The sequence below is a fragment of the Streptomyces sp. NPDC030222 genome, from assembly GCF_055573115.1.
The window spans coordinates 64,157-75,814 of the sequence record NZ_JBVICA010000015.1 but is presented as its reverse complement, the minus strand read 5'-3'; the positions used below and the strand labels follow the sequence as shown (position 1 = coordinate 75,814).

Genomic DNA, 11,658 nt, shown 5'->3' with positions numbered 1-11,658 from the left:
TGTTCTCGCGGCGGTTCTCGCGGGTGTTCTCACGGGGCGTGCGACTTGTATGGTCGTACGAACGAATTGAGTCCCTCGATACGGGGAACTCTACGAATACGCCGACCGCCAGCAACGATACCGGCACACCGGGCAGCCCCCACGGGACGGGTGCCGGGGCGGGAGGTAGCGTCTGGGGGCAGGGGCCCGTCCCGGACGGGCGCACAGCACAACGTGTAGAGACGAGAAGACCGCAGCGCCCGGGGCGCCCTGGTCCGAGGGGAAGACGTTCACCAGATGCCGGTCCGATACCGCCGCGCGACTCTCCGCCCCCAGCCTTCGCATTCCGCTCCGGCTCCGGCCTACCCGCAGGGGGGCCCGGAGCACGGTGCACTGCTGCGGGAGAGCCGGTCCCCGTCGGCGTCCGGCTCTGCCGAGCCGCCCGGTTCCCCCGACTCCCCGGCCCCCACCGGTCCGGCCGGAGCGAGCGGACCTGCCGGACCGGGTACGCCCGCCGGAGCCACGGGAACCTCCGAGGACAACCCGTTCGCCCCGCCGCCGCAGGGCACGCCCGACCAGCCCTGGCAGCCGCGGCGGCCCGAAAGCGGCAGCGACGGCGAGAACGGCGGGGGCGAGGACCGGGACGGCGACGGCCGCCGCTGGGGCAGCCAGTGGAGCAGCCACCAGCCCGGCCGTACGCCCGACGGCTTCGGCAGCCGCCCCGGCCGGCGCGAGGACGGCCCCGAAGGACCGGGCGGGGGCGGCGGCCCGCGCTGGGACCCCACGGACCCCGTGCAGCGCCGTGCCCGCTACGCGCTGCTCGCCGGCATGTGGGCCTTCTTCTTCGTGATCTTCGGCGTTCCCGCAGTGGCACTGTTGCTGGGTGCGCTCGGCGTGTACTGGGGCTTCTCCTCCCTGCGCGACGCGTCCCGCCCCCGGCCGGACGCCACGTCCGCCACCGCGTCCGCCACCGCGTCCGAGGGCACGCCCGCCGCCGCCCCCGCGAACGCGCGCCGCTCGCAGCGCACGGCGGCGCTGAGCGGTGTCGTCACGGCGATCCTCGCGCTGGCGATGGTGGGGCTGACCTACACCTCGCAGTTCGTCTTCCGCGACTACTACACCTGCCGCGAGGACGCGCTCACCAGGACCGCGGAGAAGTCCTGCGCCGATCTGCTGCCGGAACCGCTGCAGCGGTTCATGGGCGAGACGGAGTAACGGAGCGGCGCCTCACTCCGTGTACGGCGGAGGGTGGGGCTCCTGCCGCGGCTCCGCGGACGGAGTCGACGGTCGCCGGGCGGCGGGCCCGCCGGTGGACGTGGACGGTGAGCCCGGCACGGACTCGTCCGGCACATCGTCGGTGGCCGCGCTGCGCGGTTTCCTCGCCGCGCCGTCGCGCCACGGGTCGAGCCCGCCCGCAGGAGGGACGTCGTAGGGGACGTCGTACGACCCGGACGGGTGAGGGAAGCCGTCCATGGCTTCCGTCCCGTAGCCGTCGCGACCGGCCGCGCCCGGGGTCCGGAAGCCCTCCGGTTCGTAGGGCCGGTCGTGTGTGTACGACAGGTCGTCGGAGGCGTGGGACGCGGGCTCGCCGGCGGCGAAGGACCGCCCTGGGGCCGTGGGGACACCGCCCCCTTCGTGGGTCCGGGGTGAGGCCTGGGGGCCGCCGAAGGCGGGCCGCTGCGCCGCCGCCCGATCACGAACGTCACCGTGGCGGTGGGACGCCGACGGACCGGCGTCCTCTGCGTCGTGGGGCCGGGCCGGGTCCTGAACGGCATCGGCGGCGGCGTGGGTCCGGGCCTGATCCCAGGGGCCGTCGGGACCGTATGCCCCGAGGGCACCGCCGCCGTCGCCGCCATGGAGGCGGGCCGAATCGCGGAGATCGTCGATACGGGCACGCATCCGGTCGAGGAGATCGTCGATGCGGGGCCGGGCCCCACCCTGGAGATCGTCAGGGCCGTGGGGCCCGGTCGGGTGCGGGAGGCCGTCCGGCGCATGGGGTCCAAGCCGATCCGGGAGACCGTCCCGCCCATGGGACCCAAGCCAATCCGGGAGACCGTCCCGCGCATACGGTCTGAGTTGATCCGGGAGGCCGTCCGGCGCAAGAGGCTGGAGCGTGTCCGGGAGACCATCCGGCGCACGGGACCCCTGCCGATCCGGCAGGCCGTCCCGCAGATGAGGCCGGAACCCGTCCGGGAGGCCGTCGGCAAGGGACGGGACCGTATCGGGGACGTCGTCGGAGGCGTACGGCAGGGCCAGGTCCCGGAAGTCGTAGGCTCCGGCGAGATCGTCGTCCACGGGTGGCAGCGGATCACCGCTCCGGTCGAACCGGGGGACCCATGCGTGGGAAAGGTCCACCTTCGGCGGCCTCCCGCACACCAGCCACGCCCGCAGGCCCAGCGCTCCCGGTACGCCCAGCAGACCCGTCCAGAGCAGCGCCGCGAGACCCACCTGCCACCACACGGGCCCCATGACGGCCAGGCGTCCCGTGCCGAGGGAGCCGCCCGCGAGCGCGGCGAGCCCGGCGGTCCCGGCCGCGCAGCCGCAGGCCGCCAGGGCCGAGGACACGGCCGTACGGGTGCGGCTCCAGGGCTCGTCCTCGTAGGCCGCCGCATGGCCGGTGAACCAGGCGACGGTGAGCCCTGCCGCGACCGGCACTGCGACGACCGACCAGGTGAGTGCCGTACCGGCTGCGGGGGACACCGAAGGCACGGCGGCGAGCAGCGGAAAGTCGGGGGCGGCCGGGGTGCCGACGACCGCGAGGGGCGTGACGGAGGTCGACGTACCCAGGGCGAAGCCGGGGCCGAGGGAGTAGGCGGCCGCCCACACCGCGGCGTTGGGCACCACTGCGAGGGCCAGCAGCAGGACGGCCACGCGGCCGGACCACACCGTGGCGAGCTGGAGGAACGACTCACGCGCCGACGTGGCGTGCCAGGCGAGGGACGCCCCGACGAGGAGGGCTCCGCCTCCCACGAGGACGGCGACGGCCGCGCACGCCGCACGCACGGCAACGGCGGTACTCGCATGGGCGAGGCCCGCCCGAAGGCGTTCCGGCACCCATGAGGGCAGCGTCTCGGACGGACGTCCGCACGCCCTCCAGACCCCGGCGACGACGGCCGACATCACCACGAGCGGCACATGGATCGCGGCGCTCACGCGGTCGGCGGGCAGCGCACCGTCGTCCGCGTAGAGGACGGCGGCGCCGCCGACCAGGAGATAGCCGGCCGTCACCAGGCCGAAGACGGCGACGGCGGACCGTACGGTGACACGTTCCCCGGCCCCGGCGTCCGCGGTCCCGTCCGCCCCTCCGGGATCGTCGCAGTCCACGGTTCCGTAGGGGGAGAGGGCATCCCGTGCCGCCCGGTGCGCGAGGAACACCGGGATCGCGAGCAGCAGCAGGGGCATCAGGCCGACCGGGGCCTGGACGCCGTCCGTGCCGGTCTGCCTCACCAGCTCGGTCCCATGGGCGAGCAGCCACAGCGCGGCAGCCGTGTGCAGGGCCCCGCCGGGCCCGCTGTCGGGGTACGGGGAGCTGATCCACAGCATCATCACCAGCACGGAGAGGGCGCCCAGCCCCAGCCCCGCGGCGAGCACCCCCCGCAGAAAGCAGGTGGCCAGCGCCACAGGGCGGCTCCGGACGCCGCGGACCGTCGGCAACGTCAGCGGTTGGTCGGTCACTTGGGTCACAGCGTCATGCTGCCAACGACACGCGCTTTATCCCCGTAACGGGCAAATAGTCGTAGTGTCGCGCAAAATACGTTTATGTAATTTTCGGTCCGGTTGTCCGCCATTCGCGGGTGCCGGGCTGCAGGGAGTGCCTGGAGCCCTTGGAGTCGTTCATGACAGAGAGCACCGCCGCATCCGGGTCCGAGGCGCCTCTGCCGCCCCCGAAGGAACGGCGCCGGCTGCGCGAGTCGGGAGCCATGAGCGAGGGGCAGCTGGCTGCCGCGCTGGGAGTCACGCGGTCGACCCTGCGCGCCTGGGAGACGGGCCGCAGCTCGCCCCGCGGGCGCAGACGCGACACGTACGCCAAGCTGCTCGCGGACCTCGCCGCCGGGCGCGGAGAGGGGCCGGAGGGGTGCGAGGGGCCTGCTGGGCTGGAAGTGCTGGAGAGGCTGGGCAGGGGCGAGAGTCCGGAGACGTGGGAGAGCCCGGACGAGACCGAGGGCCTGGAGAGATCCGAGACGCTGGAGAGGTCTGAGGGACCAGAGGGGTCCAGGGGACCGAAGAGGTCCAGGAGATCAGAGAGGTCCAGGGGACCAGAGAGGCCAGGGAGGTCCGAGAGGCCGATGGTCCACCCGGCCACCGCCGAGCCGCTCGACGTCGGCTCCGCCACCACCCCGACATCCGGCCTGGCCCCCACCACCGCCCCGACCGCCGATGTCGGCCCCGCCACCGCATGCCCGGCCTCCCCACCGCCGCCCGCCGTCCACGTCGCGTCCGTGCCCCCGCGAGCCGGTCACGAGGGCACGGAATCCGCCGAGGAGGAGACGGCACCGCTGCCCCTGCCCACCCCCGCACCCCCGCACCACGGGGACACGTACGTTCCGGATGTCGTCCGGCGCCGTCGGTCGTCCGCCGTCCACCCCGCGCGCAACGCCACCGTCCCACGTCGGCCGGAGCCCCTGCTCGACCCCGACGAGGACCCGGAGGGCGAGGAGTCCCGGCGCAGGCTCGCCAAGGCCGCCGCGGCCGCCTTCGACGAGCTGTACGACCGGACCTCCCAGGCTCTGGTGCAGCAGGCGTTCCTGCTCACCGGGCGCCGCACGCTCGCCCGGGAGGCGGTCACCCAGGCGTTCCGCAGCGCCTGGCAGCGCTGGCCCGAGGTGGCGACCGACCCCGCTCCGGCGAGCTGGGTACGGGCCGCTGCCCACGAGTACGCGCTCTCCCCCTGGCACCGGCTGCGGCGTTCGTTCAAGGAGCCCGACCGGTCGCCCGACGACCCGGCCGCACGCGCACTGCTCGAGGCCCTGCTGGACCTCCCGCCCGCGCACCGCAGGACCCTGCTGCTCTACGACGGCCTGGGACTGGACCTGCCGGAGACCGCGGCCGAGACCGAGGCCAGCACCCCGGCCACGGCCCGTAGGCTGCTGAACGCCCGCACAGCGGTCGCCGAACGCCTCCCCGAACTGGTGGGAGCAGCCACATCCTCCGAGGAACGGTCCGTGCTCCTCGCGGAGCGGCTGCACGCGCTGTCCCTCACCGAGGCCGACAGGGCCCGGGGCCACGGGGAGCCCGGAGGCGCAACCCCGGGTGAGGCCGGAGGCACCGGGACTGCCGGATCCTTCCGCGCCCTTCCGGACGCCGAGGCGATCCGTGCGGGCAGCGAACGGCAGGCCCGGCTGTGGACCCGGACGGCCTTCGGACTCACCGCTCTGATCGCGGTGGCGACCCTGTTCACCATGGCGACGGCGCAGACCCGGTACGAGCCGCCGGAGCCGCAGGGCGAACCCGTGGCGGGTGTGCCGGCACCGCACCCCGGCCCCCCGAGGCTGACCAAGCACGACCGCAGGCTGCGGGACAGTCTGAACGCCGAACCGATGAAGGGCCCCGCCCGTCTGCTCCCCCGCGCCGAGTAGCAGCGGGTACGGCGGCACGGCCGGACGAGCGGGGGCGAAGGGGGCACCGGACGGGTCGTCGGGGACGAGCGAGGCGCCGGGCGGACCGCAGCGACCCCGGAACGGGCGTGGGCCCGCGCCCCGGATGTCCGGGACGCGGGCCCACGTACTACGCGGTTCCGCCGGGGAGCCGGAAGGCTCAGGCGCCGAGGATCTCGCGCGCCAGCTTGGCCGTCTCGGTCGGGGTCTTGCCGACCTTGACGCCGGCGGCCTCCAGGGCCTCCTTCTTGGCCTGGGCGGTGCCGGAGGAGCCGGAGACGATGGCGCCGGCGTGGCCCATGGTCTTGCCCTCGGGGGCGGTGAAGCCCGCGACGTAGCCGACGACCGGCTTCGTGACGTTGGCCTTGATGAAGTCGGCCGCGCGCTCCTCGGCGTCGCCGCCGATCTCGCCGATCATCACGATCAGGTCGGTGTCGGGGTCGTCCTGGAACGCCCGCAGCGCGTCGATGTGGGTGGTGCCGATGATCGGGTCACCGCCGATGCCGACGCAGGAGCTGAAGCCGATGTCACGGAGCTCGTACATCATCTGGTAGGTCAGCGTGCCCGACTTCGACACGAGACCGATGCGGCCCGGCTTGGTGATGTCGGCCGGGATGATGCCCGCGTTCGACTGGCCGGGGGTGATCAGACCCGGGCAGTTGGGGCCGATGATGCGGGTCTTGTTGCCCTTGGCACCCGCGTACGCCCAGAACTGCGCGGTGTCGTGGACCGCGACGCCCTCGGTGATCACGACGGCGAGGCCGATCTCGGCGTCGATCGCCTCGATGACCGCGTCCTTGGTGAACTTCTCCGGGACGAAGATGACCGTGACGTCCGCGCCGGTCTTCTCCATCGCCTCGGCGACGGAGCCGAAGACCGGGATCTCGGTGCCGTCGAAGTCGACGGTGGTACCGGCCTTGCGCGGGTTCACGCCACCGACGATGTTGGTGCCGGAAGCCAGCATGCGCTTGGTGTGCTTCTGGCCCTCGGAGCCGGTCATGCCCTGGACGATGACCTTGGATTCCTTGGTGAGGAAGATAGCCATGGTGTGTCTGTTACCTCGTCCCTTTACTTCGCGGCAGCAGCCAGCTCGGCGGCCTTGTCGGCCGCACCGTCCATGGTGTCCACACGCTGCACCAGCGGGTGGTTGCGGTCGTCGAGGATCTTGCGACCCAGCTCCGCGTTGTTGCCGTCGAGACGGACGACCAGGGGCTTCGTCACGGCCTCGCCCTTGGACTCCAGGAGCTCCAGGGCCTGCACGATGCCGTTGGCGACCGCGTCGCACGCGGTGATGCCGCCGAAGACGTTGACGAAGACGGACTTGACGTCCGGGTCGCCCAGGATGATCTCCAGGCCGTTCGCCATGACCTCGGCCGAGGCGCCGCCGCCGATGTCCAGGAAGTTGGCGGGCTTGACGCCCTTGTGCGCCTCACCGGCGTAGGCGACGACGTCCAGGGTCGACATGACCAGGCCGGCGCCGTTGCCGATGATGCCGACCTCGCCCTCGAGCTTCACGTAGTTCAGGCTCTTGGCCTTGGCCGCGGCCTCGAGCGGGTTGGCCGCGGCCTTGTCCTCGAGCTCGGCGTGCTCGGCGTGACGGAACTCGGCGTTGGCGTCCAGCGAGACCTTGCCGTCGAGGGCGATGACACGGCCGTCGGCGACCTTGGCCAGCGGGTTCACCTCGACGAGGAGGGCGTCCTCCGCCACGAAGGTCTTCCACAGGGTCACGAGGACCTCGGCGACCTGCTCGGCCACCTCGGCCGGGAACTTCGCGGCCTCGACGATCTCGCGGGCCTTCGCCAGGTCCACGCCCTCGTTGGCGTCGACCGGGACCTTGGCCAGCTTCTCCGGCGTCGTCGCGGCGACTTCCTCGATGTCCATGCCGCCCGCGACCGAGGCCATGGCCAGGAAGGTGCGGTTGGTGCGGTCGAGGAGGTACGAGACGTAGTACTCCTCGGCGATCTCGGGCGCGGTCTCGGCGATCATCACCTTGTGGACCGTGTGGCCCTTGATGTCCATGCCGAGGATGTCCGTCGCGCGGGCGACCGCCTCGTCCGGGGTGGTGGCGAGCTTGACGCCACCGGCCTTGCCGCGGCCGCCGACCTTCACCTGGGCCTTGACGACAGACTTGCCGCCCAGCCGCTCGGTCGCCTCGCGCGCCGCCTCAGGCGTGTCGATGACTTCACCGGCCAGCACCGGTACACCGTGCTTGGCGAAGAGGTCCCTCGCCTGGTACTCGAACAGGTCCACGCGCGTCCGTCCCTTTTCAGTGATCGCGGTTCGTTGTCTGCGTGGGCGTGCCGCGAAGGGCAACGTGACTGCGCTGTCACTAGGGAGGCGTACACGGTGGCCGGGCACGCGGCATGTCCGTCCCGCAGGTTATCTCCGTGGGAGCTGGGTCCCTAAATCACAGATCACACCCGAGCGGTGATACCTGTCACAGATCCTGCCACCGGCCGGGCGCCGACGCAGCTCCACCCTGCGTGCGGAAGGGCGGCCCCCACCGGGGTGGGGGCCGCCCGGGAAACCGTGGATCCCCCGGTCAGATGCCCTGTGCGGGCTGCGGGACGTAGCTCGGCGTGATGTCGGAGACCACGCCCTGCGCGCCGGAGACAACGTTCCCGGCGAGGGAGTCACCGGCGACCGTGCCGGTCAGGTCCTCCCCGAAGGGCTGCACCTGGCCGACGACACCACCGGCGAACGGCAGCGCCTCGCCGGCCACGCCGCCGGCGAAAGCGGTCGCACTGCCGCCGACGCCCTGGACGACCGGGTCGACGTGGTCGACGACGGCACCGACGAGCGGCTGGACGGCGCCCGTCACACCGCCCGCGAACGGCAGGACCTCGCCGACGACGCCACCCGCGAAGGGCTGCACCTCACCGACGACACCGCCCGCGAACGGCAGGACGTCAGCCACGACGCCGTCGACGAGGACACCCGCGTCACCGACCGCCTGGCCGGCGACGGGAAGCACACCGGACACGGCCTCGGCGGCGATGGGAGGCAGGACGGCGTACGACGTCTCGTCCACGATCGGGCCGGACGCCCGGACGACGTCCTGGGCACGGACCGACGTCTGCGCCACGGCACCCTGGGCCTCGGCGCGGGCCTGCGCCGGAGCCTGTTCGGCAGTCCGCCCGGCCGTCTGCTGGAGCTCGGGGGCGAAGGCGGACAGCGGGCCGAAGAGGTAGTCGATCTCCCCCTCGGCCTGCTGGGCGGCCCCGGTCACGTCGGCGGCGTCCGGGACCGACAGGGTGGCCGGAACGGCAGGGGTGGCCGGGAGGCCGGCCTCCGGAACCTGGGCGTCCGGGACGGCGGCTTGCGGAAGCCCGACGCCCGGGACGTTCGCCTCGGGCAGCTCGGCGGCGGGCAGACCGGCGTCCGGAACGTCGGCGTCGGGGGTCCGGTCGGCCACCGTGTCGGCGGCGCGGTCGGGCAGGGAGAGGGACAGCTGGGGCAGTTCGTCGGCGCTGGCGGCGGCGGTGCCGACGACCCACATACCGGTGGCGGCGCCCGCGACGAGTATCGAACGGCGGATGTTCTTGTTCATGGAGGTGTGATCCTTCGGATTCCTGGTGGTGGCTGGGCAGACCTGTCCGCCCCCGCGCGACAGGTCCATGTGCGCGGGAAGGACTGCCCTAGCCGGGGAATTCGAGGACTTCGCGGTGCCGCTCGCGGGTGGGAGCGTCGCCCGTGGCGCCGCGGGCGCCACGGACCAGTCCGAAGGACACGGCGTCCTCCGGCGAAAGGCCCTGCGCGTCGGCCTGCCGGTGCGGGCTGCCGTCACCGGCCGCGCCACGCGCGGCGCTGCCACTGCCGGGACCAGCGGGGCCGGGGCCGGTGGGGCCGGGCAGTGCGGGCAGACCGGAGCCACGGCCGACGCCCGCCGTCACGGAGGCCTCGCCGTGAGCCCGCACGACGTACGGGAACCCACAGCCCGCACCCGGGCCGGGACGCACCTCGTCAGCGGCCCCGCGGACCCGGATCGCCACGCTCTCCGCGCTCTCGGTGCCGGCCTCGCCGTCCCCGGCGACCAGGCCGGGAACGATGTCGTCGTACGGGGCGCCACCCCGGCGCACAGGAGCATCCGGCCCCCAAGCTTCCGTGCCCGGCAGCCCGTTGCCCGCGAGCACGCCCACGGGTACGGGCATTCGCTCCGGCAACTGGGCCCGTACGCCGCGCGCCACCGGCTCGACGACCCCGAACGCGGCGTCGACGACCGGCTCCAGCTCCTCGGCGGCCGACCCATCGGGACCGGCGAGGTCCCTGAGCGGCTCCTCGGCCTGCGCCACGGGAGCGGTCACGGACTTGTTCACGGGACCTACGGGTTGGGGCACCGAGCGCACGGCCCCGGCGGCACCGGGGTTTGCCGTGCCGGTCGTGGCCGCGCCCGTCCCTGTGTCGGCCGCGGCTGCCCAGGTCGTTGCCGCGGCGGCCACGGCCTCGTCGGCCGTTGCACTGTGGGCCAGGGCCCTGCCGGTTGTTCCGATGCCCGTCGCGCCCGTCGCACGAGCCGTTCCGGAAGCGATGAACGGGTCCGACGGCATGGTGGTCCGCTCCGCCGGAGGCCTTGGCGTCCCAGCCGACGACCGGACCTCCTCGGCGCCGGCAGTGGAGGGAACCGACGGAAGCTCGGCAGCCTCCGCCCGGTCGGCGAGCAGGAGGCCCAGCGTCAGCAGACCGCCCAGCAGGAACGTCAACCGAAGCGCACGCGAGCCCGCCGTTCCGCGCAGCACGCGCAGAACGGCTCCGGGCAGCACGGTGGCGAACGTCAAGGTCGGGGAGGGCCCTCCATCAGGCGGACACAGCAAGCGGAACACGGCACTCCGTGAACGGCGGGACGATCCTCGCACGAGACTCCGGGCGGGGCGCAAGTCCCCTGTTACTGATGGGTCACCATGTCCGGTATGGGCAGCGGGCGCTTCTCGAGAGCGGCCGCCATCACCTCCGGGAACAGGTCCGGCGTACAGGCGAAGGCCGGTGCGCCGAGCGCCGCGAGGGCCGCGGCGTGCTCCCGGTCGTACGCCGGAGCGCCCTCGTCGGACAGGGCGAGCAGGGCGACGAACTGCACTCCGCTCGCCTTCATGGCGGCGACCCGCTTGAGCATCTCGTCGCGTATGCCGCCTTCGTAGAGATCGCTGATGAGCACGACGACCGTGTCCGCGGGACGGGTGATCTGCGACTGGCAGTACGCCAGCGCGCGGTTGATGTCGGTTCCCCCGCCGAGCTGGGTGCCGAACAGGACGTCCACCGGGTCGTCGAGCTGGTCCGTCAGGTCGGCGACCGTCGTGTCGAAGACGACGAGCCGGGTGGCGATCGACCGCATGGAGGCCAGTACCGCTCCGAACACCGACGCGTAGACGACCGATGCCGCCATCGAACCGGACTGGTCGATGCAGAGGACGACCTCCTTCTTGACGGCCTGTGAGGCACGGCCGTACCCGATGAGCCGCTCCGGAACGACCGTGTCGTATTCGGGCAGGTAGTTCTTGAGGTTGGCCCGGATCGTCCGGTCCCAGTCGATGTCCCGGTGCCGCGGCCGGCCGATGCGGGCGCTGCGGTCGAGGGCACCGGTCAGTGTGGCGCGCGTCCGGGCGGACAGGCGCCGCTCCAGGTCCTCGACGACCTTGCGCACGACGGCGCGGGCCGTCTCCTTGGTGGTTTCCGGCATGGCCCGGTTGAGCGAGAGCAGTGTGCCGACGAGGTGCACATCCGCCTCGACCGCCTCCAGCATCTCCGGCTCCAGGAGCAGACGGGACAGACCGAGACGGTCGATGGCGTCCCGCTGCATGACCTGGACGACGGAGCTGGGGAAATAGGTGCGGATGTCGCCGAGCCAGCGGGCGACGGACGGGGCGGAGGCGCCCAGTCCTGCCGAACGCTCGCCGCTCCGGCCTTCCCCGGTTCCCCGCCCGCTGCCTCCGTAGAGCGCGCCGAGTGCCGCGTCCATGGCGGCGTCCCGGCCGGTGAGGGAGCAGCCGCTGGATTCGGCTGCGTCCGATCCGAGCACAAGGCGCCAGCGCCGTATCCGCTCGTCGTCCGGGACGGCCTCCGTCGGGGCCGCGGTCGTCTGCGTGGTCATGTG

Annotated in this window: 8 protein-coding genes and 1 pseudogene; 3 read left to right on the top strand and 6 right to left on the bottom strand. The window is 73.2% G+C overall.

Features of this window, described 5'->3' with window-relative positions:
- Nucleotides 1-276 precede the first annotated feature (276 nt).
- Complete coding sequence (locus tag ACZ4Z5_RS21770) at nt 277-1,194, top strand: hypothetical protein (RefSeq protein WP_468265167.1); 918 nt, start codon at nt 277-279, stop codon at nt 1,192-1,194.
- Between the two features lie 12 nt (nt 1,195-1,206).
- On the opposite strand, the gene ACZ4Z5_RS21765 is transcribed toward ACZ4Z5_RS21770, so the two are convergent.
- Nucleotides 1,207-3,663 carry a cell division protein PerM gene (locus ACZ4Z5_RS21765; protein WP_468265165.1) on the bottom strand — a complete coding sequence of 819 codons (2,457 nt, stop codon included), beginning with the start codon at nt 3,661-3,663 and terminating at the stop codon, nt 1,207-1,209.
- Between the two features lie 152 nt (nt 3,664-3,815).
- Between ACZ4Z5_RS21765 and ACZ4Z5_RS21760 the strand changes: the two are divergent.
- Together ACZ4Z5_RS21760 and ACZ4Z5_RS21755 are read left to right on the top strand one after the other, a co-directional pair.
- A pseudogene (locus ACZ4Z5_RS21760) lies at nt 3,816-3,977 on the top strand (helix-turn-helix domain-containing protein); the annotation flags it as partial.
- 288 nt (nt 3,978-4,265) lie between these two features.
- Nucleotides 4,266-5,555: a SigE family RNA polymerase sigma factor gene (locus tag ACZ4Z5_RS21755; protein ID WP_468265375.1), complete on the top strand. Its 1,290-nt coding sequence runs from the start codon at nt 4,266-4,268 to the stop codon at nt 5,553-5,555.
- 178 nt (nt 5,556-5,733) lie between these two features.
- Here the strand turns inward: ACZ4Z5_RS21755 and sucD are convergent, their stop codons facing one another.
- The 5 genes from sucD to ACZ4Z5_RS21730 all read right to left on the bottom strand — a co-directional run bounded on the left by sucD (nt 5,734) and on the right by ACZ4Z5_RS21730 (nt 11,655).
- The gene (gene sucD / locus ACZ4Z5_RS21750; protein ID WP_468265163.1) at nt 5,734-6,618 is read right to left on the bottom strand and encodes a succinate--CoA ligase subunit alpha; all 885 of its coding nucleotides are present in this window, start codon (nt 6,616-6,618) and stop codon (nt 5,734-5,736) included.
- Between the two features lie 23 nt (nt 6,619-6,641).
- A complete protein-coding gene (sucC, locus tag ACZ4Z5_RS21745; protein WP_468265161.1) occupies nt 6,642-7,823 on the bottom strand; it encodes an ADP-forming succinate--CoA ligase subunit beta in 1,182 nt (393 codons plus the stop codon).
- A gap of 292 nt (nt 7,824-8,115) precedes the next feature.
- Nucleotides 8,116-9,123 carry a hypothetical protein gene (locus ACZ4Z5_RS21740; RefSeq protein ID WP_468265159.1) on the bottom strand — a complete coding sequence of 336 codons (1,008 nt, stop codon included), beginning with the start codon at nt 9,121-9,123 and terminating at the stop codon, nt 8,116-8,118.
- An 88-nt stretch (nt 9,124-9,211) separates the two neighbouring features.
- Nucleotides 9,212-10,348 (bottom strand): hypothetical protein, encoded by a 1,137-nt coding sequence (locus tag ACZ4Z5_RS21735; RefSeq protein ID WP_468265157.1) that lies wholly within the window; start codon nt 10,346-10,348, stop codon nt 9,212-9,214.
- A 107-nt stretch (nt 10,349-10,455) separates the two neighbouring features.
- Nucleotides 10,456-11,655, bottom strand: coding sequence for a VWA domain-containing protein (locus ACZ4Z5_RS21730; protein WP_468265155.1), 1,200 nt, complete (start codon nt 11,653-11,655; stop codon nt 10,456-10,458).
- Nucleotides 11,656-11,658: the final 3 nt, after the last annotated feature.

Coding starts and splice junctions, on each gene's coding strand:
- ACZ4Z5_RS21770 (WP_468265167.1), top strand. CDS start 277: ATGCCGGTCCGATACCGCCGCGCGACTCTCCGCCCCCAGCCTTCGCAT.
- ACZ4Z5_RS21755 (WP_468265375.1), top strand. CDS start 4,266: ATGGTCCACCCGGCCACCGCCGAGCCGCTCGACGTCGGCTCCGCCACC.
- sucD (WP_468265163.1), bottom strand. CDS start 6,618: ATGGCTATCTTCCTCACCAAGGAATCCAAGGTCATCGTCCAGGGCATG.
- ACZ4Z5_RS21740 (WP_468265159.1), bottom strand. CDS start 9,123: ATGAACAAGAACATCCGCCGTTCGATACTCGTCGCGGGCGCCGCCACC.
- ACZ4Z5_RS21730 (WP_468265155.1), bottom strand. CDS start 11,655: ATGACCACGCAGACGACCGCGGCCCCGACGGAGGCCGTCCCGGACGAC.